Genomic DNA, 21,801 nt, shown 5'->3' with positions numbered 1-21,801 from the left:
ATCCTTTCTTGCATTGAGTGCATTACGTCGATGTAACCGCACTATTGTAGCCGCGAAACCTCGCCATAGGGCGCCTATCAGGACAAATTCATCAGTTGGGGCTCGGACGGTGGAATGTCAGCGGTGTTCCGCGACGGTTTGTCTCAATCTGTAACACCTAGAAGGGTTTTTGACCTCCAGATGTTACAGATTGAGATGAACGCACAGGGCGGGCAGCCAATATCTTGATCTGTAACAGTTAGCCGCCAAAAACAACTCCAGATGTTACAGATCGAGACAAATGAATGGACAGGCAAATAACGTCTCAATCTGTAACAGTTAGCCAGCAAAAACGGGTCTTAGTGTTACAGATTGATATGGATGAGTAGAGGGACGGACAGCCCCGTAATTTCCTCTTGCACAACTGTACATAGTGTGTATATACTGTGCTTACCGGTTATATACACGTGTAGCCCATCAGCTAAGGAGCCGCTGTGGACATCATCCTATCCAATTCGAGCGACAAGCCCATCTACGAGCAGATAACCTCGCAGGTCAAAGCTCAGATCCTTTCGGGCACGCTTGCTGCGGGAGCCAAACTCCCCAGCATCCGTGCACTCGCGAGCGATCTTGGCGTGAGTGTCATCACCACCAAGCGCGCCTACGCCGACCTGGAGCAACTCGGCTTTATCTGCACCGTGCAGGGCAAGGGCTGTTTTGTCGCCGAGGGCAACCAAGAACTCTTGCGCGAAAATCAGCTCTGCCATATCGAAGAGCTGCTCGCACAGGCAGCAACGCAAGCCGAAGCCGTGGGCGTCACGCGCGATAAACTGCACGAGATGCTCGACCTGGTAGCCCCCGAAACCATGCAGTAACCATCTGCAAGAAAGGCTATGCCATGCAAAACTTGCTAGAACTCAAAAACATCTCACGCCGCGTGAGCGACCGCTTTTCGCTACATGGCGTCACGTTGGCCGTGGAGCCCGGCCAAATTGTTGGCTTTGTGGGCGCAAACGGCGCCGGCAAGACGACGACCATTCGCGCCACGCTTGGACTTATAAAGCTCGATGCCGGCGAGGTGCACCTGTTTGGGCAGCGCTGTGGCACCGACGCGCCCGATGAGTCGCAACGCCACCTGCGCTCTCGCATCGGCCTCGTGCTGGACACATGCCCCTTTCCCTCCACGCTCAAGGTCGGCCAGATCGAGGCGCTCGTAGGCCCGGCGTACCCCACGTGGGACCGCGAAACGTTCGCCGGATTCATCAACCGATTTGGCCTCGATCCCAAGACAAAGGTCAAGGACCTCTCCCGCGGCATGGGTATGAAGCTGCAGCTCGCCTGCGCGCTCAGCCACAATGCCAAGCTGCTCGTTTTGGACGAAGCCACCGCGGGCCTCGATCCCATGGCACGCGAGGAACTGCTCGATGAGCTGCTCGCCTTTGTCGCCGACGGCCAGCGCAGCGTGCTGCTCTCGAGCCATATTACGTCCGACCTCGATCGTGCTGCCGACCGCGTCGTCTGCATCGATAACGGCTCGATTGTGTTTTACCTGCCACGCGAGGACATTACCGACCGCGCCGGCATCGCCCACTGCACCCAGGCACAGGCCGCCGAGCTCATGGCTTGCGTCGAAGGCACCCGCGCCCCCCGCCACGCCTACAGCGTGGACGTGCTCGTGCCCAACCACCGCGAAGTGCTCGAGGCCTTCCCCGAGATTCCCTGCGATCGGGCAACCATTGATGACTATCTTCGCTTCATGCTGAAAGGGGCTTTGAAATGAAACGCGCCATTATGTCCGAGCTTGCCATCGTTCGCACGCTCGTCCCGAGCATCGCAGGTGTCGGCCTGTTCATCTTCGTCGTGCTGACCGCCGTCAGGGCATCGAATGGTGATTCCGACATGAGCGCCGCCGGCGCCTTCGCGATCAGTGCCATGTCGCCTATCATGGCCATGACGTCGCTGGCCGGGCTCGACAACCAAAACGGATGGGAGCGCTATCGGGCAACGCTGCCCATCTCACGCAAAGACATCGTCAGCGCACGCTACCTGTGCATCACTATTTTCTCGGTCATCATGGCGTGCGCGGCCGTGCTGCTGAGTATCGTCGCCATCCCGATCTTAAACAGCGTGGGTATCCCCTCCACGGGAGAGACCGTCTTTGAGACCGCAATCGCCTCGGCAATATCGATGCTTTTCTCCCTCATGGCGGTGTTTTCGGTACTGCCTCTGTTCTTTCGATTTGAACACATGAAGGCGCAACGCCTATCCGTTGGTCTGTACGCCCTATACATGTGCCTTATCATGGTCACGCTAAACTCATTCAACCCCATCAGCAACCAGCTCATGTCGATTGCAGGGACGAATCCCGATCTTGCCGTCCTCAGTTGCCTGTGTGGTGCCGTCGCGCTGGCAACGGTCGTCCTTGGCGTTGTCAGCTGTGCCATCAGCACCAAGGTCTACCGGGCACGCAACCTATAGGCAAGCGCGGTATCATCGGACATGCGCCATAGATCTGGCGTGGTCTTTTTTGAGGAGGCGCTCAACCCGTGTCGTGGGTCGTCGCAGCATTTGCGTCAGCATTCTTCGCCGGCATCACATCCATCTTGGCCAAATGCGGTATCAAGCAGGCCGACTCCGATGTCGCGACGGCCATTCGCACCTGCGTGGTGCTCGTTTTCGCCTGGGCAATGGCGGGTATTTCTGGATCCATTGGAACCATTGGCAGCATCGAACCCAGATCCTGGCTCTTTCTCATCCTCTCGGGACTCGCTACCGGAGCTTCGTGGATCTGTTGCTTTAAGGCGCTGAGCATCGGAGACGTAAATAAGGTCGTACCGGTTGACAAGATGAGCACCGTGCTCGCCGCGCTGATCGCCATCGCGCTTTTTGGCGAGACGAGCAACCTTGCGGTTAAGCTCGTGGGAACCGCCGTCATCACCCTCGGCACGTTTTTAATGATCGAGAAGAAGCAGTCTGCCGGACCCGAGCAGCAGCAAGACCGGACCTGGCTCGCTTACGCCCTCGGCGCCGCCGTGTTCGCGGCGCTCACGTCCATCCTCGCCAAGGCTGGCATCGAAGGCGTCGAGTCCAGCCTGGCCACGGCAATCCGTACCTGCGTGGTACTGGTTATGGCATGGGCAATCGTGGCAGCCAAGGGAAAACTGGAGCAGGTCGCGCACGTTGACCGACGCGAACTCACATTTCTCGCAACATCGGGCATCGCGACCGGAGCATCGTGGCTGCTCTATTACTATGCCATCGCCGCAGGCCAGGTGAGCATCGTGGTGCAGATCGACAAACTATCGATTGTCGTATCGGTACTATTTGCGCGCCTGGCATTCAACGAAAAAGTCTCGCGACGCAGCGCCATCGGTCTCGCCCTCATCGTACTGGGCACCGCCGCGCTCGCGATTTGGAAATAGCGCCGATGCCGAGCGAGATCTAGGCGCTGGCCGTGATTTGTTGCGCCGTTTCACCTCCGTCATCTGGCATATTTTATTCATGACTGTTGGAACAGCAGCCCAGCAGACGCTACATTCTCACGCCGGGCCTGGGATGCCTGTATTGGCCGCGCACCACCACGTTACTTGCGCAGCGGCTTGGGCAGCGGAATGCCGGCGGCGATGACGGCCGCGATGATCATGCAGACGATACCCTTGAGTGGGAAGCACATGAGCAGCAGGCCCACGACCATGACGGGTTGACGCATGACGGCGCCCATCGTCGAAGCGGTGCAGACGGCGACGCAAAAGACCGGATCGGCACCCGTGAGGATGGCAAGACCGTAGCCCAGGCTCACGCCCGAGAAGATAACCGGGAAGAAGTGGCCGCCACGCCAGCCAAGGTTGATGAGGGCGGGCGTCAACATGGCCTTGACAAGACCGGTCGCGATAAGCACGCCAGCGGGAATGGTCAGGTAGGTTTCCATGAGCACATCGGCTTGTGTCTCGCCGGCAAACATGGTGTAGGGCAGGACCGTGCCGCAGATCGCGAGCGCCAAACCAGCCAGCATCGCCTTGACGACAGGACGCTCCCCTATTGCATGGGCAAGCGCTTCGCTCGCGTGCTCAGAGACAAAGTACAGCCAGCCGCAGACTGTTCCGATCAACGACAGGGGAATGAGCCAGGTAAGCTCCAGGTTGCCCACCACGGCAGCCTCGAACCTCGGCATGCCCATGCCGCCGCCCATGAGCTGTCCGAGCAGCAGGTAGGTGCCCAGGCCGCCGGCAATCGCGATGCCGTAAACCACGGTCTTTTGCGCCTTGGGCAGCCTGATGGTTATCTCAGCGGATTCGGAATCATCGCCATCGCCGGCACCCTGGCCGTCGGCGCTTCCGGCAAGCGGCGCCACAAAGCCAAACACGGGCGCGGTGAAGAGCGCCGTCAGGGCGGCCTGGGTACCCAGCAGCGTGAGCTCCCTAAACTCGGCTCCAAAACGGCACATGCGGTCGCCGACCCAGCTGCACAGCCCCGCAATGACGCCGGTCAGTCCGGCTTCCGGTCCAATGCTGCCGCCAAACAGCAGCGGCAGCAGCGCGGCAAACGACAGCTTGCCCAGGTTGTCGTACGGGTAGCGTCCATCGCGCTTTACCTTGGCCATCACTTGGTTAAGGTCATCGGTCTTGGTGCCCGTCATCTTTTCGTACAGGCCAATCAGCAGGCCGCCCAGCAGGCAGACAAAAAACGGGTACGGCAAAAAACCGAACGGGCCGCTCGCGAGCTCGGGCGAAGCGACGCCCAGCGCGTGCGGAATCTCGGTCCATAGATAGTCGATACCGCGCTCCATCGCAAAGAAGAACAGCCAGACTGCGGCACCTGCGAACGCACCGGTCACGGCAACGCTGGCCAAAAACAGCGCGCGGTTTGTGGGCTTGGCAAGGCTATCCATCGGGTCCTCCCGCGGTCAAAGTCGACATAGATACGTTTTATTGTAGAGCGAGCGTTGCCCGAACAAGCCAACCATCTGCGCCGCAAACGGCACCATTGGGAGTCATAGTGGGGCAGGCTCAAGACTCATCCGTTGATAATCGAGGCGATCTCGCGCAAATCGTCGGCAAAGTAGATGCCGTGCTGGCGCTGCGGGCTCGATAAGCCCTTATCGATCATGTGCCCGAGTAGCGCCTTGAGGTCGTTGTAGTACCCATCCAGGTTATACAGGATGCACGGAGCACTCAGGTGCCCCAACGACACCGCGGACATGACTTCGGCAATCTCCTCGAGCGTGCCCGTACCGCCCGGAAAGGCGATGAACGCATCGCCGAGCTCGATCATCTTGGCCTTGCGCTCGGCCATATCGCTCGTCACGATGAGATCGTCGATACCGTCATGTTGAAACTCGGCCTCGATAAAAAAGCTCGGCTCAACACCCGTCACGTGTCCACCTGCCTCGAGCACGCTATCGGCGAGCGCGCCCATCAGCCCCGACTTGGACCCGCCGTATACCAGCGCGTGGCCGTTGGCGCCAATCCAGTCTCCCAGCTCCTGCACCGCGGGCAGAAACGCCGGGTCGTTGCCGACGTTCGCGCCCAGGTATACCGTGATATTCATTTAGCCCCCTCTAGCGCTGGCGTCGGCGATATTCGCGCACGCGGCGTGACAGATCGGCGAGTTCATCGCGATCGAGATCTTCCAAATGTTCAAGATCGTCCATAAAGCGTGCCATGGTGTCCTTTTGGCGCATCTTAATAAGCATATTGCAGTAGTTCACCGCCACGCCCGTGAGCATAGCGATATAGAAAATGCTGATAACGCTCAAGACGACGGTAATAGCGCGGGCAACCGGCGTTGCGGCTGGGATGTCGCCAAAGCCGATCGTCGAGACCGTCTCGAAGCTAAACCAGAGGCCATCACCAAACGTGAGGGTCGTAGGTTCGGACAGCCAGACAGCCGTCGAACACAGCAGGTAGAAGATAAGAAACAGACTCGTGATGCGCGCAAAGCCAGCCTGGCGCAATACGTCCGTAAGCGTCCTCAACTTGTTCATCGCGACCCCTTTTCCCAGACAACCCATCACGTTCGCTCGGTATTGTCCCACAACCGGCAGTTGGGGACGTTCCTTTAACGAGTCATCGGGGACGTTCTTAAATGACGAGTCAAACAAGAACGTCCCCGATGACCAGTCGTTTAAGAACGCCCCCAATTGCCGGGCGGGCTGTTTAGCGGTATGCCTGCCGACCAAGCAGACCAGCTGGTATGATTATGAGGTAATGTCTCGATTCGTTAGGATTGCCCGTGAGAGCTACCGCTATCCTTCGTTCAACTGTACTTCGCGCCCTGATTATCGTGCTTGCCGCACTTACCCTACTGAACGCCGTCATGCCCGCCCCCGCCCATGCCGATGACTCTGATCAACAGATCAAAACGGTGCGCGTCGGCTGGCTTATCAACAACGAGGGATTCCAGGACGGTACGCCAGGCGAGCGTCTCTCGGGATGGGGCTACGACTATCTCCAGACCCTATCGTACTACACGCCCGGCTGGCGGTACGAATACGTCTCCGGCACCTTCACCGAGCTCATGGATATGCTCGAGAAGGGCGAAATCGATCTGATGCCGAATATTTCGTATTCGGCAGAGCGAGCGCAAAAGTTGCTCTACTCCTCGAACCCCGAAGGAACCGAGCGCTACTACATCTATGCCAAGCCCGACCGCGACGATCTCTCTAAAGGTGATCCTCAAGCGCTCCAAGGGCTAACCATCGGTTATAACCCCGGCGTTATGCAAACCGCCGTCGGTCGGCAGTGGCTTTCCAACGAAGGCATTACCTGCACCTATAAAGAATTCGCCGGTGGCGGTGACCTCTTTGACGCACTCGCAAACGATGAGGTCGACGCCATCATCATGAATGACACCATCTCCTCACCCAACGCTTCCCCTATGTTCTACGTAGGTTCGAGCGACTACTATTTTGCAGTGCCCAAAAGCCGTCCCGACCTGATGGACGACATCAACTCGGCCATGGCGGCAATCAATCGCATCAACCCGCGTTACAACGACGAAGTCAAATCAAACTACTCGGCACAAAACAGTGGATCCGCATCACTTACCAGCTCCGAACGGTCGTGGCTCAAGGCCAAGAAAAGCACGCTTACGCTAGGTTACCTCAGTAACAATCTCCCCTACTGCAACCAAGATGCAAATGGAGAAATGGAAGGATCGCTCGTCTCGTTCGCTACAACGCTACACGACAAATTTGGCATTACCGTACGCACGATCGCTTATCCAGGCAACCAGCAAATGGCAGAAGCGCTCTCAAGGGGGGGATATCGACATCGCCCTACCGGCATATCGTGACTACTGGCTTGCCGAGCAAATGGGGACGGTCCAATCGATTTCGATGGGAACGATCTCTCTTACCGCCATCCACGCCACCAACGATCTTAACAGGGATCTGCGCAATATCTGCTGCGCCGATTTTTCAATCGTAAACCGCAACGAATTAAAATACTTATTTCCAAATGCAAATATAACCGAATATCAGTCTGCAGACGAAATACTTACTGCCCTTAAGGATGGGAGGTCAAGCTGCGTCATTGTTCCCAGTGCACGGCTGGAAACCATCCGAGAAAGCTACGATATCAAAGACTACGAGATACAGGAACTCTCACGCACGGCCGAGCTCTCTTGCCTCATGTTACGCGGAAATCCCGAATTATTAAGTATTGTCAACAAGGGCATCATCAACGCCGGAGAATCGCTTTCTGCGAGCAATTATTCCTCTACGTCGTATAGCGCGCAGGAGTCGGACACGCTCAGGTTTATGTATCGACATCGTAGTGCGATTGTCGTCATCATCGTCGGTGTACTGCTGACTGGAGTAGCGATTCTAACCTGGGCCCTGCAGCGAGCGCGAGCAGAACAAAACAAGGCACTCGCCGCAAATGCCGCCAAAACGGCCTTTCTTACACGCATGAGTCATGACATCCGCACGCCGCTCAACGGTATTCTGGGACTCATCGAAATTGAGGAATTGCACGAAGGCGATATCCATGCCGCCCGTGAAAACCGAGCCAAGGCGCGAATCGCCGCCAATCATCTGCTCTCGATCATCAACGACATTCTAGAAATGGGCAGGATTGAAAATGGTAAGTTAACGCTTGAGCACGTCTCATTTAACCTTGAAAAGCTCTGCGACGATGCAATTGTGCTGTGCAAACTCCGCGCGTCCGAACACAATATAACGATGCGGGATCAAAGCGCACATCTCGTCTGCAATCCTCAGGTAATTGGAAGCCCCACTCATGTACGTCAGATTATCATTAACCTGCTGGACAACAGCATCAAGTACAACAAAGATGGCGGCACTGTCACTTTTACCTCTCAGATTAAACCACTTGACGACAACCGAGTGCTCTTTTGCTTTAACGTCTCGGACACTGGCATCGGCATGTCGCCCGAGTTTCTTAAGCACATCTACGAACCGTTTGCTCAAGAAGGCAACGATGCCCGCAGCAAATTTCAGGGGACTGGCATGGGCATGCCAATCGTCAAATCACTTGTCGACCTCATGGGGGGAACAATCGAGGTAACGAGTGAGCTTGGAACTGGATCGACATTTTACGTTCAGATCCCACTCGCCATCGATACGTGTCCTAAGATCCAAACACAGACGAGCGCGAAGGCACTCACGGTCTCACTTACCGGAATGAACGTGTTACTTGCCGAAGACAACCAGCTTAGCGCCGAAATCGCCCAGACGTTATTGGAAACCGAAGGAATCATAGTCACCCATGCGGAGAACGGCAACAATGCGGTCGATCTTTACCTTTCACGCCCCGCCGGCAGCTTCGATGCAATCCTGATGGACGTCATGATGCCGGGCATGGATGGCTACGAAGCGACCCGAGCAATCCGCCTAAGCGACAAGGCCGACGCTGCCGATATCCCCATCATCGCACTGACCGCCAACGCTTTTGCCGAGGACGCACAAGCGGCACGTGACGCCGGCATGAACGCCCATCTGCCCAAGCCGCTTGACTTTAACAAGCTTAAAGACATGCTCGCCTGCATCAAGAAAAACGGAACTATTTCGCTATAGTTTGTGCTCAACTACCATACGCAGTTAGAAAGGAAGCCCACGATGTTTAGGCCCCTACGCAGAAAAAAACGCGCCATTTCCGATGAGGCGGCGCGCGAGTTGCTCTCCGCCTGCAAGCGCGGCGTCTTTGCCGTCAACGGCGACGATGGCTACCCGTACGCCATTCCCGTCAACTACTTCTTCGACGCCGAGCACGACAAGATTTATTTCCATGGCGCCAAAGCCGGCCACAAGGTCGACGCACTCAAGCGCGATGACAAGGTCTGCTTTACCGTTTACGGAAACGAGTGGTACAAGGACGATGACTGGGCTCCCTATGTTATGAGCACCGTTGTCTTTGGCCGTTGTCGACTGGTGAATGACACTCCCGCGTATATCGAGGACAAAGTCCGTCAGCTCGCCCTTAAGTACTACCCTTCTGCCGAAGAAGTCGAAGAAGAGATCGCCAAATACATCAAGGGCGTCCAGCTCTACGAGATCTCGATTGAGCATCTTTGCGGCAAGCAGATTCATGAAAAGTAGGCCCCGAAGCAGGTCTTGATAATAGCGATATGGCCCGGTTCCAACCAACATTGGAGCCGGGCCATATGCTTATGAAGCGTCGGCGGCTATGTGCGCAAGCGCCTCAACGAGCTCCCGCGAGCTCACGGGTTTGCTCAGGTGGGCATCCATGCCCGCCTCACGCGAAAGCCTACGGTCCTCGGCAAAGGCATTGGCGCTCACAGCGATAATCGGCGTGGTCGCGGCATCCTCGCGCTCGAGTGCTCGAATCTGGCGCGTGGCCTCAAGGCCATCGATGCCAGGCATCATAATGTCCATCAACACCACGTCGTACTCGTGCGGTGCGCTCGCGGCAAACGTCTCGACGGCAGACTCGCCATCCTTGACATGCGTCACGATGGCACCGGCACGGTCGAGCGTAAACTGTGCGATCTCGGCATTCAGCTCGTTATCCTCTACGAGCAAAACGCGCAGGCCCCGAACTGCATCGACGTCGACCGCATCCACACGAACTGCCTGAGGAATCTCGGAGCGCTTGCACTGCTCAAACGGCAGGCGGATGGTAAACGTCGTCCCCTGCCCCAAGGTGCTCGTAAAGCTCATGGTTCCACCCATAAGCTCGACCAACTGTTTGGCAATAGGCGCACCCAGGCCAGTTCCCGATGAAGCGCCTTCCACCCGTTGTTCCTCGCGGCTAAACGGCTCGTAAAGGTGCTGTTGGAACTGCTCGCTCATGCCAATACCGTTATCGGCAATCGTGTATTCATAGATGGGAACGCCATCTACCGGCTCTACCTCACGACACGCCAGGCGCACATAGCCGCCCCGACGGCTGTACTTGACGGCATTACCGGCAATATTGACCAACAAGCGCTTGAGGTGCGTCACGCTCACCCGAGCATAGGGATGATCAAGCGTTTGCTGGTCGCAGATAATTGTCACCAGACGCTCCTCTGCCTGGCGCTCCAGAATATCGCACACTTCACGGTTGAGGACCACCAAATTTGCAGGCACGAGATCCAGATCGACCTGTCCGCTTTCCAGGCGACTCATATCGAGCGCCTCGTTCGCAAGGTCGAGCAGCAAGCCCGATGCCGTCCAGATCTTTGAGCGGCACTCGGTCTGCTTTTGCAGATCGTCCGCATTTGCATCGCCAACCTCAACCATGCCGCGAATGCCGTTGATGGGCGTGCGCAGATCGTGACTCATGCGGCGCAAAAATTCCGTCTTTGCAGAGTTAGCGGACGAGGCCTCGTGCGCTGCCTTTGCCAGCTTGTCGCCATAGTCGCGCTCCTGCAGCAACAGGTCGGTCAGGCGTTGCCGCTCTGCATGGCGGCGCGCCAACGCAGTTGCGGCTATAGCGCCGCCGTAGAGCACCAACACGCTGGCAACTACAACTGCGACGGTTTCAAAGTAACGCCGCGCGGAAGTGTAGGTGTACACGTAGAATTGGCGTGCTTTACCAAAAGTGCCCAGATACCACTCGCCGTTGGCGTTGACCAAACTAACCCTACCGGCCAGGCAGCGTTCCTTAATACTGTCGACTATGGTGGCATCCGTCGCAGGCAAAACGAATGCACCCGACGTGGTGGGTTCAACGGCATTGGTCGCAACAACCTTGGCATCGTTTTCGATCACGATATTGCCGCTATCGATGGTTTCATAACCATCGAGCAAGCTCTGCAACTTGAGCGTATTGCTCGCGACCGCCTTGGCGCTCTGGTGCCTTACCGCGATAACGATGCCCTCGCCGCCCCGCCGAGTCACGCAGCCAATGTCGGCGACCGAATCATCCGCAAGCGTGATGCGGGCGGTATAGGACTTAAGCGGATGGGACGCCACCTCCAGCACGGGTGCTTCTTTGAGATACGTAGCGAGTGACTCGTATCCCACGCCATCCGTCGAGGACTCAGACACCAAGTTTCCCGATGCGTCCGTCACGATCAGCGCGCTCACGTTGAACTGGTCGGCATATTGTTTTAGCGTGGCGTTATCCACCGAGCCGTCGCGCTCTATAGTGCGCGCCACCTCTCCGGCAATCTCCATAACGCGAATCAGGTTTTTGGTCACATAGGCGTTGTTGAACGCCTCGTAGGAAAGGCTCTGCGTCGCCACGTAGTCAACAACGTCGGCAAAGCGCTGCTCGGCCTGGGCCGTCGTGTAACCGTAGCTCATCATGCCAGCAACAACCGAGAGCGCTATTCCAAGCAAAACGATAAGCGGCAACCTCCATACCGCGCGATTACCCCGCTCCCCTGCAACGTGATCAGGCATATCGATCATGACAGCCCCTCCACATTCAAGAATGGCGAAGGGTCATCAAAATACTTTGACACCAGACGTTCCATGGTGCCATCGGCAAGCATTTCCCGGTAGGCATGAGTGAGCTTAACGTCGATGCCGCGCGTATCATTGATATCGAAAGCGGTACCCAAACCAACCTCGAGCAGCGGCTCATCCAGAATGCGATACGTCACACCGTAGTCCTTTTCGTAGGTGAGCAGCGAGGACTCATGCGCGGCGATGGCATCGACCAGGCCCTCGACGAGCGCCGGGTTCAGGTATGAGCGGTCCGAAAAGCTGTAGAGCTCTTTGATCTGCGGAACGTTTTCATTGGTACGATTGAGCAAAATGCCCTCGGGCTTGGTGGTGGACTGCACTGCCACGACCTTGTCCTTAAGATCGGCAAGCGTGTAGATATCGCTCTCGGGATCGACCGCGACCACCTGTCGACTCGCAAGGTACGGACCGGCCCAACGATACTCGTTTTCTCGACCCGTCATACTAAAGCTGCCCATGACGCAGTCGAGCTCGCCGTTCGCCAACAGCTCTTTTTTCTTTTCCCAGTCGATGAGCTGGTATTTTGGCTTGTAGCCAATGCGGGCCAAAGCCTCGGTCAAAATCTCGACATCCAGGCCGACAATATTGCCGTACTCGTCGCTATACACAAACGGCGGGTAGAGGTCGCTGCCGACGTTGAGAGTTTTGAGGCTGGCGTTTTTGGCATGCGAAGCCGCGCTTTTTTCCGAAGATGCCGAGCCGCCGTTACTCGACCCGGAGTAACCGGCTATCGCCACGCCAAATACACCCACTATCGCGAGCGCAAGTAATAACGTTATGGCAACCGAGCGGCGGGTCTTTTTCATTGAGCTCCTGACGGTCCTGTTCGTTGGCGGCAACGGACTAATGATAGCAGGCGGCATACGAGAGCCGTTCAATGAATACGGACGCCTTACTATATGGGTCCTTCTGACCGATCTGACCGAAAGACCCCCGCATGCAGCAAACATTTACTATGCATTAAAAACGTAGCGGTCCAGGCGATCGCACGCTTCCTTTACGCGCGAAAGCGGCAGCGCCAGATTCACGCGAACGTGGCAGGGCCCGTGGAACGGACGGCCGTCCTGATACCCCACGCCCACGCGCGCCCCCTCGTCGAGCAACCACTGAATATCGCGGCCATGTTCGCGACACCACTCGGTACAGTCCAGGAACACCATGTACGTGCCCTGCGGACGTGAAAACGCGACGCCCTTCCAATGTGTCTCTGCATACGTGCAGAAGTACTCGATATTGTCGGCGAGCACCTGGTTGAGCTCATCAACCCACTCGTAGCCCTGCGGCTGATAGGCGCCAATGAGCGCATGCATCGAGAGGACGTTCATCTCGTTGTAGTGGGTCTTGTTGGACACGGCGCACACGCGGTCGCGCAGCGTCTCGTTGTAGATGATGTGGAAGCTGCCGACCAGGCCCGCGAGGTTAAAGGTCTTGCTGGGCGCGTAGAGGGCAACCGTGCGCATGCGGGCATCCTCGCTCACCGACTGCGTCGGAATGTGCTTGTGCCCGGGGTGGATGATGTCGGACCAAATCTCATCCGAGATCACCACGCAATCGTGCTGGCGATAGATGTCCATGGCGCGCTCGATCTCGTCGCGCTCCCACACGCGGCCGCAGGGATTGTGCGGCGAGCAGAAGACGGTAGCATGGATGCGGTTTTGCGCGAGCTTGCACTCCATGTCCTCAAAGTCCATGCGCCACACGCCCTGTTCGTCGAGCTTAAGTGGGCTGTGAACAATGCGATAGCCCGCGGCCTCGATGGACTTGGTAAAGCCGATATAGGTGGGACTATGGACCAGCACCGCGTCACCGGGCTGCACATAGGCACGCAACGTCGATACAACGCCGCCCAGCACACCGTTTTCATAGCCAATATGCTCAGGCGCCAGGCCCTCAACGCCGTTACGACGGCCCTGCCACTCGATGATGTGATCGAAGTACTCGGCGCGTGGATTAAAGTAGCCAAACATAGGGTGCTGAGCACGTTGAATGATGTGCTCCTGGACCGTGGGCACCGTGGCAAAGTTCATATCCGCCACCCACATCGGGATGCGGTCGAAGCCCTCATCGGGCACGTTTGGCGCCATACCGGGGATCTCGCCCCAGGAGTCAACGGCGATGGCATCCATGCCGTGGCGGTCGATAAGCGAGGTAAAGTCGTATTTCATGCTGAGCTCCCGTGCAAAGCGGATTGGTTCGGTAGGCGTTATTGTCCACCAGAACGGGCGGCTTTGATACGGGTTTTGGGGTTGAATTTGATCGGGGCGTGGGTGCCGTGGTGGTTAGCTTTGAGCCTTGCTGACGTCTACCACGGAAAGCTGCGCCCCGTCGACCGCAAACGATATATCGAGCCCAGCATAGGCCAAGTGGTAGACGCGATCGGGCTCGTGTTTGCTGCCAGCCCGACGCGGATCCTGGCGAAGGACCTCGATTAAGCCGGGCAACTTTGCGGGCGGGACCTTGTCTTGCAGCGCCTGTGGAAACTCAACATCGAGCTCTTGCCACGGAGTGTCCTCAATCCATCCGCCCGTCGCATCCGGGTGGCAGTCCGCAAACGGAATGTAGGGCTTGATGTCGTAGATGGGTGTGCCGTCACGCAGATCAGCTCCCAACACGTGGATGATGGGGCCGTTGTCGGTGAGCTCAACGCGATCGAGCCTCACACAGGTAAGGCCGATGGGGTTGGGTCGAAACGGGCTGCGCGTGGCAAACACGCCCACGCGCTCGGCGCCACCCAGGCGCGGCGGACGCACGGTCTTTGACCACTTGGCAGTGGTACCGGTTTTGTCCTGTGTTTTGGCATCGGTGGCTATGTCCTTAGCCGTGCCGCCGGGCGTTCCGTTTTCGAAGCGCCAGAGCAGCCATAGGTGTGAGAAGGATTCGAGCCCTGCAACCGCGGCGTTGGAGGCAAACTCCGGCTCAAAGATAATGCGCCCCTCAAGATGAGGCGCCAAAAAGCTGTTGCGCGGAATGCCGAACTTCTGCGGCAGGTCGGTATGTATACGTGCGATAGGTTCCATGCCGGTCATTGTACGGCATGAAGGTGTGGGGCGTGGCACGCAATTCTTCGCCGCGACCCCCCGTCGTGCAACCAACGGTTGCTTGGAAGGGCGCCTGCTGCCGCGTATGCTTAAGCCATCAACCAGCAGAAAGGAGCCGTTATGGCCTTTGCAGAAAAGCTTATCGCTGTCCGCCACGCCCATCACCTTACTCAGGAGCAGCTCGCCGCCAAGCTCTTCGTCACACGCCAGGCCATCAGCCGTTGGGAACGCGGCGAGGTCACACCGGGCATCGACATGATGAAGCTCATTGCCGCCGTGACCGGCGAGCCACTGTCTCATCTGCTCGAAATGCCCGAGCACTATTGTCAGAGCTGCGGCATGCTACTCACGCCCGACGACTGCGGCACCGATGCCGCGGGCACCGCGAACGACCATTACTGCAAGTGGTGCTACGACCACGGCGAGTACACTTACGAAACCACGATGGAGGCGATGATCGAGGACTGTGCCCCGCGTCTGGCGCAAAGCACCGGTATGTCGCTCGACGAAGCCGTTTCGCTCATGGGCGCCGTCCTGCCGCAACTGGAACGCTGGCGCACCGTGCAGGAAAACGAGGAGCGCTACGGCGCCGAAGCTCGGAAACGCTACGGCTCCGAAGCGATCGACGCAGCAAACGAAGCGCTGCTGGACATGAACCCCGAGACATGGAACGACATGAAGGAACTTGAACGCGCTATTCTAGGTCAGCTCTCGATTGCCATGGACGACGGCGACCCAGAGAGCAACGAAGCCCGCAAGCTTGTCGCAATGCACCGTCGATGGATTGGCCTTAACTGGGGACACCAGCCCCAAGACGACGCATACCTGGGCCTCGCTCACGGCTATCTGGCCGACCAGCGCTTTATCGACTACTACGACAAGCCCTGCGGCACAGGCGCTACGGCGTTTTTGGTTCAGGCCATCGAGTCATCGCTAACTCGCGCATAGACCGCGACGGCTTTGGGTATCCCAATCAAAACTTCAACCGATTGGAGACCCATGGCTACTAATCACGAACTCGAGCTATACGTTATGACCGGCTGCCCGTATTGCATGAAGGTCAAGCGCTTCCTGGCCGATAACGGCGTGACCATCCCCGAGCGCAATATCTTGACCGATTCCGATGCCGAGCAGACGCTTATCGCCGTCGGCGGCAAGCGTCAGGTTCCCTGCCTGTTCATCGACGGCAAGCCGCTCTATGAGTCGAGCGACATCATCGCGTGGGTACAGAAGAACCTGCTCTAGTACTTATTGCACTCATTGGGGACGCACTTAAATGAGTAGTTTTACTCATTGGGGACGTACTTAAATGACTAGTCGTTAAAGAACGTCCCCAATAACTGGTCCCCCGCCGAACCCAAACATGTACGTCAGCATCCAAAGTCGACATTTTTCGACCTCTTTGGATGCTGGCGTACAACTTTTGGGTAGCCATGGACGCTCTTAACCGGCTAATTGTTTGAGGCGACCTTTGGATTATGGCTGTTTGATGCCTCGGAAAAGAGTTTCCGAGGGAGCTATGGTCAAAAAAGGGCAAATATGAGTACTGCCACCTGTTTAGTAGCAGCAATTTTGATCATTTCAGGAACTATTCAACGTCCCATGCGCCCGCAGATGATGCTATTTCTCCTCATATGTTCAATAAAAGTTGCTCCTAATGGGAACAAATCTCATCAGGAGCAACTTTTTACAGCAAAATTAATGCAACCATAATGGCAACAGTACTCATATTTGCCCTTTTTTGACCACGACCCTCCAGAATAGTCGTTAGGGACGACTCTTAATGACAAAATCCGGCACTTGGACGTTCTTGTATGACTAGCCATTGAAGGACACCCAACGACTACTCCAATTCGTGACATACTGTGTCGCGAATTAAGCTGGTCCCACTATCGAAGACCGGTGAGAGCTCCTGCCCAGAATCTCGATAGCTTAATAAAACGCTCCCCTCCGGAAGTTCAACGAGCATCCAAATTCCAAGCTGAAAAGCAAAGGAGTATCGAAGCCGCCAATGCTCATTTCCTATCGAGCAGGCGGATCAAAACAAGCTAATTAGCCTGATAAACTGCTTGTATTTTTGTCTACAAAACTGTATACAAAAAAGGGAATCCGAGAACCAGCGCTCGACATTATGTCGATCGATAGGAGGCGCTATGAATGCTGAGCAGCTTGAAAAAATGATGGGATTTGCCCCTAGAAAGTTAGAGAAAGCCGCGGAAGCTTACGAAAAAGAGGAATGGCCGAAAGGCCGCACCGTTAAGCTGGGAAGGCCGCCGATCTCTGATGAGCCGAGCGCTGTCTTGTCGGCACGTGTGGGCGAATCGGTTCTTGAGGCGTTTGACGAAAAAGCCAAACGCCATGGGCAAACGCGCACGGAACGGCTCAGGGAGCTCATTACGCTCGATGCAATGATCGCCTAGCCCCCGCCGAACCCAAACATGTACGCCAGCATCCAAAGTCGACCATTTTTCGCCATCTTTGGATGCTGACGTACGGCTTTTTTGCGTGGGTCCCTCACAACCGCTCATTGGGGACGCACTTAAATGATTAGTCGTTTAAGAACGTCCCCAACGACTACCCGATGACACGGCGATCCTATTCCTTGATCTCTTTCCAGCACTGAGGATCGGCGTCGTACATATCACCCGTGTAGCCATACGTCACAGCGGGGCAGCCGCGGCACCAGCCAAAAAGTTCGCATTTGGAGCACTTCTTGAACTTTTTAAAATCGCGCTTGGCTTCCATTTGCGGAGAGAAGAAGAGCTCCTCAAGCGAGTTCTCGGCAACGTTGCCCACCTTGCTCTCCATGCGGCGACACGCATAGACATCACCCGTAGGCAGCACCGTCATATGACCCGTACCGCAGTGGCAGCCGTCATAGATCATGCCGGGCTTGGCATCCTCAGGAATAGTGAACTTACCCTGCTCCCACAAAAGCAGCGTCCACAGGTGATCCTTGAGCTGGAAGAACGTCTTGCAGCCCGCCGCCTGATGGAACTCCATGCGCTCCTGCGCGGCCAGCAGCACATCGCGATACTCCAGCGGTTCCAAATGGAACTCGTCGCGCTTTTGGCCCGACGTGGGGCAGTACCGACCAAAGGCGAACACGTCGACCTCGAGGCTTGCCACAAGATCGATGAGCTGCGGCAACTCGGCAGCATTCATGCTCGATACCGTGTTCATGACGGCAACCCAGATACCCGCGCGCTTAAGACAACCGATAGCACGCATGGTCTCGGCAAACGAGCCGGGTTTACGGAAGTAATCGTGCGTTGCCTCGAGTCCATCAAGTGAGAGCTGGTATTTGCGACAACCCAGCTCTTTCATGCGAGCACAGACCTCGTCGGTCAGATGGAACGGATTGCCCATCACGCACCACATAAAACCGCGCTCGTGCAGGAGCTCGGCAAGGCGCCAAAAATCGGGATGAAGAATGGGGTCGCCGCCCGTAACGTAAAAGTACGGCTGGCGACCGATGCGCTCGCAGAGCGCCTGGGCCTGGTCGACGACCTGGACCATTTGTTCCCACGGCATGCGCTTAAAACCGGCGCAGGCACCGTTGGCAAAAATATAGCAATGCTTGCAACGCTGATCGCATTCATCCGTAATATGCCATTGGAAGGCAAACGCAGGCTTTTGCATCGTGGGACTCCCTTGGTCGATGTTGAAACTGATGACGGTATTTGGGCTACAGCCGCGCAACGGCGCCGACGGGGCAATTCTCGACACAGGCACCGCAATGCAGGCAGTGCTCAGGCTCTATGCGATACGAGTCACCCGGCTCGATGCACTTCTGCGGACAGTGCTCAAGACAGGTACCGCAACCGATACACGCATCGGCATCGATGCGGAAACCCCTAATAGGCGCTGGCGCCGTGCCCTCGTCAAAGGTGAAGACCGCGCGCTCGATAGGATGAACTCCCAAGTTAAAGTAGTCGAGCACGATGTTCTCAACCTTAAAGATGATGTTGATCTCGCGCGTATCACCGGGATACACGTTGGCAAGATACGGCTGCTCGGCGTAAATCACGTCGCGCCAGTGAACTTGCTCGGACTCCGAGACGGGAACGGCAACGCCGGACATGCGGATCATCTCGTTAAATCGAGTGTGGACGAGCGTTTGGACACGCCCGTCTGCCATAAGCTGACGGGCCATCTCCTTGCCACGCGCCGTGAGGAAGTAGATGGCGCGGGGCTCGTAATGGACGGCGCTCACGCAGCGAATTTGCGGCGCGCCACTCTCGTCCACGGTTGCCAGGGAGAGCGTCCCGGCAAGCTGCATCTTTTTGAGGCAAGTCTGAGCATCCATTACGAGTCCCTTCCTAGCGATTGCTTACTGAGCGTCCGCAGCGCCGCAGGCAGTGCCACAGGCAGGGGCAGCCTTGGGGTCAGCAGAGCCGCAAGCAGGAGCAGCAGCCGGATCGGCAGAACCGCAAGCGGGAGCGGCCTTGGGGTCGGCGGAGCCGCAAGCGGGCGCAGGATCGGCAGTACCGCAGGAGGCGAAAGCGGCAACGTTCTCAAGATTCTCGGACATGGCATTTCCTTTCGGTCGAGGATGGCCGGGCGAAGCCATCCAGTTTTTGACGCTCTTTGCGTCTATATGCATCATGCAAAAAGCGCGCAACGGCCAAAAGAAGGCACCAATCTATTAGCCAGTTACCAAAAGGTAAGTAGTAGCCGCAAACGACAGCGGCTGCGATAATGAAAGCTGTCCACACGATTGAGGAGTCTCCATGCTTACCAAAGAAGAACTGCCTCCCTGCCCTGTTGCCACGTGTTTTCAACTCTTTGGCAACAAGTGGAAGATCTATATCATCCAGCAGCTCATTAACCGTCCCATGGGCTTTAACGCGCTGCATCGCGCTATCCCGGGCATTAGCCAAAAGGTACTCTCGTCCAACCTCAAGGAAATGGATGCCGCGGGCCTCATCACGCGTACCGTCATCCCCGAGACACCCATCCGCACCGAATACGCACTCAGTGAGCTGGGCCACAGCCTTATGCCCATCATCGATTCCCTAGTGGAATGGGGCACCGACTATCAGCAGCTCGTGCGAAACTCCTAACAGCAACAAACTTCCGCACATTGAGTGCCGTGGGGCATACCGTTCCACGGCGCTTACCTTTTTGTGCCTTCTTTTACAGAGGCGCGTTGGGCCGCACACTACTGTCGAGCGAAACCATCTCAATCGAACAGGAGGTCGGCTATGAATCAGGCCGAGCGCCGCATTTGGCTTATCAAAGCATTGCTCGATGAGCGGCCAGACGGGTGCAGTATTGCTGTACCTGCCGGAGCCAGCGAACAACGCAATTTGCTCAGAGCCCTTATGAACGTGCGCCTGCCCGAGGCGCTTGCGACCGAGACACTCGACATACAAGACGCCTACTTGCAGCAACGCCTTCTTGAGCGCGGCGGGGCAACCGACGCCGGCACGCTCCCCTACCGCGATCGCGTTGCCATCTGGCGCGGCGACATTACGCTGCTTAAGGCCGACGCCATCGTCAATGCCGCCAACAGCCAAATGCTCGGCTGCTTTGTACCGGGGCATCGCTGCATCGACAACGCCATCCACACCTACGCCGGCATGCAGCTACGTCTGGCGTGCGCCAATCTCATGAACGAGCAAGGGCACGAGGAACCAACGGCGCGTGTCAAGGTCACGCCGGCGTTCAACCTGCCCAGCAGCTACGTTTTCCACACCGTCGGCCCTATCGTGCCCAGCCACAAGCCTGGCCCGCGCGAGGAATTGCTGCTACGGCGCTGCTACGCCAGCTGCTTGGAAGAAGCGACGCGCCGAGGACTCGGCACACTTGCATTCTGCTGTATCTCTACCGGCGTCTTTGGCTATCCGCAAAAGGCCGCCGCGCACGTCGCCATCGATGCCGTTCGCCATCATCTAGACCATACCGACCCCAACCTTAAGGTGATCTTCAATGTATTTCTCGCGTCTGACGAGGCAATCTACCGCAGCCTTCTCCAAACAAATCAATAAGCTCCAAGCTGCACTCGATGCATCTGATGCCGTGGTAATCGGTGCGGGAGCAGGACTCTCGACCGCCGCCGGCTACACCTATTCGGGCGAGCGATTCGACGAGCTCTTTGGCGACTTTGCCGCACGCTACGGCTTTGCCGATATGTATTCCGGCGGTTTCTACCCCTATGACTCCCTCGAGGAATACTGGGCATTTTGGAGCCGCTACATTATGTGCAACCGATACGACCCCATACCGACGCCGCTCTACGAACAGCTCTTGAACATCGTGCGCGGGCGCGACTACTTTGTGCTGACCACGAATGTGGACCATTGCTTCCAACGCGCCGGCTTTGACAAACAGCGGCTCTTTTATACGCAGGGAGACTACGGCCTGTTCCAGTGCAGCAAGCCTTGCTGTCAGGAAACATGGGATAACGAAGAGCTCGTACGCCATATGGTCGCCAACCAGCGGAATCTGCGAATTCCATCTGCATTCGTGCCCCACTGCCCCCACTGTGGCGCCCCGCTTACGATGAACTTGCGCTCCGACGATACGTTTGTCCAGGACAAGGGCTGGTACGCTGCCGCCGATCGCTACCAGGATTTCCTGCGCCGCCACAACAACATGCGCGTTCTGTTCTTGGAGCTTGGCGTAGGCGGCAACACGCCCGTCATCATCAAGTATCCGTTTTGGCAGATGACGGCCAAAAACGAGCGCGCCACGTACGCGTGCGTTAACCTTGGCGAGGCAGTCGCCCCGACAGAAATCGCTAATCGCAGCATTCTGATCGACGCCGGCGCCGAGCGCGTAATAGAGGCACTTGCCGTCCAAGCGGTCAGATAGCGGAGACAGTACTGTCTTCAAACATGTACACCAGCATCCAAAGTCGACAATTTTCGACATCTTTGGATGCTGGTGTACAGCTTTTGA

Annotated in this window: 24 protein-coding genes; 14 read left to right on the top strand and 10 right to left on the bottom strand. The window is 56.9% G+C overall.

Features of this window, described 5'->3' with window-relative positions:
• The first annotated feature begins 473 nt into the window (after positions 1 to 473).
• From SFLMC1_RS04650 to SFLMC1_RS04635, 4 genes are all read left to right on the top strand, one after another.
• Positions 474 to 854: a GntR family transcriptional regulator gene (locus SFLMC1_RS04650; protein WP_118388727.1), complete on the top strand. Its 381-nt coding sequence runs from the start codon at positions 474 to 476 to the stop codon at positions 852 to 854.
• A 23-nt stretch (positions 855 to 877) separates the two neighbouring features.
• Positions 878 to 1,759 carry an ABC transporter ATP-binding protein gene (locus SFLMC1_RS04645; protein WP_154063909.1) on the top strand — a complete coding sequence of 294 codons (882 nt, stop codon included), beginning with the start codon at positions 878 to 880 and terminating at the stop codon, positions 1,757 to 1,759.
• Positions 1,756 to 2,457, top strand: coding sequence for an ABC-2 transporter permease (locus SFLMC1_RS04640; protein ID WP_152074277.1), 702 nt, complete (start codon positions 1,756 to 1,758; stop codon positions 2,455 to 2,457). The genes SFLMC1_RS04645 and SFLMC1_RS04640 overlap by 4 nt, the downstream gene beginning before the upstream one ends.
• 68 nt (positions 2,458 to 2,525) lie before the next feature.
• Positions 2,526 to 3,401 (top strand): EamA family transporter, encoded by an 876-nt coding sequence (locus SFLMC1_RS04635; protein ID WP_152074276.1) that lies wholly within the window; start codon positions 2,526 to 2,528, stop codon positions 3,399 to 3,401.
• A 161-nt stretch (positions 3,402 to 3,562) separates the two neighbouring features.
• Here the strand turns inward: SFLMC1_RS04635 and SFLMC1_RS04630 are convergent, their stop codons facing one another.
• From SFLMC1_RS04630 to SFLMC1_RS04620, 3 genes are all read right to left on the bottom strand, one after another.
• Entirely contained in the window at positions 3,563 to 4,867 is a 1,305-nt protein-coding gene (locus SFLMC1_RS04630; protein ID WP_152074275.1) for a chloride channel protein, read from the bottom strand.
• A gap of 125 nt (positions 4,868 to 4,992) precedes the next feature.
• Positions 4,993 to 5,526, bottom strand: coding sequence for a TIGR00730 family Rossman fold protein (locus tag SFLMC1_RS04625; protein WP_152074274.1), 534 nt, complete (start codon positions 5,524 to 5,526; stop codon positions 4,993 to 4,995).
• A 10-nt stretch (positions 5,527 to 5,536) separates the two neighbouring features.
• Entirely contained in the window at positions 5,537 to 5,962 is a 426-nt protein-coding gene (locus SFLMC1_RS04620; RefSeq protein WP_187323861.1) for a potassium channel family protein, read from the bottom strand.
• Between the two features lie 248 nt (positions 5,963 to 6,210).
• Between SFLMC1_RS04620 and SFLMC1_RS11280 the strand changes: the two genes are divergently transcribed.
• From SFLMC1_RS11280 to SFLMC1_RS04610, 3 genes are read left to right on the top strand one after another with little or no spacing between them, the layout of a single operon-like run.
• Entirely contained in the window at positions 6,211 to 7,272 is a 1,062-nt protein-coding gene (locus SFLMC1_RS11280) for a substrate-binding periplasmic protein (protein WP_152074272.1), read from the top strand.
• Positions 7,273 to 7,291: 19 nt separating this feature from the next.
• Positions 7,292 to 9,016: an ATP-binding protein gene (locus tag SFLMC1_RS04615; RefSeq protein ID WP_306437772.1), complete on the top strand. Its 1,725-nt coding sequence runs from the start codon at positions 7,292 to 7,294 to the stop codon at positions 9,014 to 9,016.
• A gap of 42 nt (positions 9,017 to 9,058) precedes the next feature.
• The gene (locus SFLMC1_RS04610) at positions 9,059 to 9,538 is read left to right on the top strand and encodes a pyridoxamine 5'-phosphate oxidase family protein (protein ID WP_152074270.1); all 480 of its coding nucleotides are present in this window, start codon (positions 9,059 to 9,061) and stop codon (positions 9,536 to 9,538) included.
• Between the two features lie 69 nt (positions 9,539 to 9,607).
• Here the strand turns inward: SFLMC1_RS04610 and SFLMC1_RS04605 are convergent, their stop codons facing one another.
• The 4 genes from SFLMC1_RS04605 to tsaA form a co-directional block, all read right to left on the bottom strand.
• Entirely contained in the window at positions 9,608 to 11,800 is a 2,193-nt protein-coding gene (locus tag SFLMC1_RS04605) for a response regulator (protein WP_152074269.1), read from the bottom strand.
• Positions 11,797 to 12,663 carry a substrate-binding periplasmic protein gene (locus tag SFLMC1_RS04600; protein WP_152074268.1) on the bottom strand — a complete coding sequence of 289 codons (867 nt, stop codon included), beginning with the start codon at positions 12,661 to 12,663 and terminating at the stop codon, positions 11,797 to 11,799. The genes SFLMC1_RS04605 and SFLMC1_RS04600 overlap by 4 nt, the downstream gene beginning before the upstream one ends.
• A gap of 147 nt (positions 12,664 to 12,810) precedes the next feature.
• Entirely contained in the window at positions 12,811 to 14,022 is a 1,212-nt protein-coding gene (locus SFLMC1_RS04595) for a MalY/PatB family protein (protein ID WP_152074267.1), read from the bottom strand.
• A 114-nt stretch (positions 14,023 to 14,136) separates the two neighbouring features.
• Positions 14,137 to 14,874: a tRNA (N6-threonylcarbamoyladenosine(37)-N6)-methyltransferase TrmO gene (tsaA, locus tag SFLMC1_RS04590; RefSeq protein WP_187323859.1), complete on the bottom strand. Its 738-nt coding sequence runs from the start codon at positions 14,872 to 14,874 to the stop codon at positions 14,137 to 14,139.
• 141 nt (positions 14,875 to 15,015) lie between these two features.
• Between tsaA and SFLMC1_RS04585 the strand changes: the two genes are divergently transcribed.
• The 4 genes from SFLMC1_RS04585 to SFLMC1_RS04570 all read left to right on the top strand — a co-directional run bounded on the left by SFLMC1_RS04585 (position 15,016) and on the right by SFLMC1_RS04570 (position 17,315).
• Positions 15,016 to 15,843 carry a TipAS antibiotic-recognition domain-containing protein gene (locus tag SFLMC1_RS04585; protein ID WP_152074265.1) on the top strand — a complete coding sequence of 276 codons (828 nt, stop codon included), beginning with the start codon at positions 15,016 to 15,018 and terminating at the stop codon, positions 15,841 to 15,843.
• Between the two features lie 51 nt (positions 15,844 to 15,894).
• Positions 15,895 to 16,140, top strand: a complete 246-nt coding sequence (locus SFLMC1_RS04580; protein ID WP_152074264.1) for a glutaredoxin family protein — start codon at positions 15,895 to 15,897, stop codon at positions 16,138 to 16,140.
• 294 nt (positions 16,141 to 16,434) lie between these two features.
• A complete protein-coding gene (locus SFLMC1_RS04575) occupies positions 16,435 to 16,608 on the top strand; it encodes a hypothetical protein (RefSeq protein WP_187323858.1) in 174 nt (57 codons plus the stop codon).
• A gap of 440 nt (positions 16,609 to 17,048) precedes the next feature.
• Positions 17,049 to 17,315 (top strand): ribbon-helix-helix protein, CopG family, encoded by a 267-nt coding sequence (locus SFLMC1_RS04570; RefSeq protein WP_152074263.1) that lies wholly within the window; start codon positions 17,049 to 17,051, stop codon positions 17,313 to 17,315.
• 175 nt (positions 17,316 to 17,490) lie between these two features.
• Here SFLMC1_RS04570 and acgM read toward each other — a convergent pair whose 3' ends face one another.
• Genes acgM through SFLMC1_RS04555 form a run of 3 tightly spaced genes read right to left on the bottom strand, consistent with a single transcriptional unit; the run spans position 17,491 to position 19,429 of the window.
• On the bottom strand, positions 17,491 to 18,537 hold the full coding sequence (gene acgM, locus SFLMC1_RS04565; protein WP_152074262.1) for a radical SAM/SPASM domain protein, ACGX system: 1,047 nt from the start codon (positions 18,535 to 18,537) through the stop codon (positions 17,491 to 17,493).
• Between the two features lie 46 nt (positions 18,538 to 18,583).
• Positions 18,584 to 19,204, bottom strand: a complete 621-nt coding sequence (locus tag SFLMC1_RS04560) for a 4Fe-4S binding protein (protein ID WP_152074261.1) — start codon at positions 19,202 to 19,204, stop codon at positions 18,584 to 18,586.
• A 24-nt stretch (positions 19,205 to 19,228) separates the two neighbouring features.
• On the bottom strand, positions 19,229 to 19,429 hold the full coding sequence (locus SFLMC1_RS04555) for an ACGX-repeat peptide (protein ID WP_152074260.1): 201 nt from the start codon (positions 19,427 to 19,429) through the stop codon (positions 19,229 to 19,231).
• Between the two features lie 199 nt (positions 19,430 to 19,628).
• Here SFLMC1_RS04555 and SFLMC1_RS04550 point away from each other — a divergent pair, with 199 nt between their 5' ends.
• The 3 genes from SFLMC1_RS04550 to SFLMC1_RS04540 all read left to right on the top strand — a co-directional run bounded on the left by SFLMC1_RS04550 (position 19,629) and on the right by SFLMC1_RS04540 (position 21,714).
• The gene (locus SFLMC1_RS04550) at positions 19,629 to 19,961 is read left to right on the top strand and encodes a winged helix-turn-helix transcriptional regulator (RefSeq protein ID WP_152074259.1); all 333 of its coding nucleotides are present in this window, start codon (positions 19,629 to 19,631) and stop codon (positions 19,959 to 19,961) included.
• Positions 19,962 to 20,102: 141 nt separating this feature from the next.
• Entirely contained in the window at positions 20,103 to 20,888 is a 786-nt protein-coding gene (locus tag SFLMC1_RS04545) for a protein-ADP-ribose hydrolase (protein ID WP_152074258.1), read from the top strand.
• The gene (locus tag SFLMC1_RS04540) at positions 20,830 to 21,714 is read left to right on the top strand and encodes an SIR2 family NAD-dependent protein deacylase (RefSeq protein ID WP_152074257.1); all 885 of its coding nucleotides are present in this window, start codon (positions 20,830 to 20,832) and stop codon (positions 21,712 to 21,714) included. The genes SFLMC1_RS04545 and SFLMC1_RS04540 overlap by 59 nt, the downstream gene beginning before the upstream one ends.
• Positions 21,715 to 21,801: the final 87 nt, after the last annotated feature.

The sequence above is a fragment of the Collinsella aerofaciens genome (assembly GCF_901212495.1).
Classification (GTDB): Bacteria; Actinomycetota; Coriobacteriia; order Coriobacteriales; family Coriobacteriaceae; genus Collinsella; species Collinsella aerofaciens_H.
The sequence above is the reverse complement of the archived record's forward strand: the minus strand, read 5'-3'. Positions and strand labels throughout refer to the sequence as shown.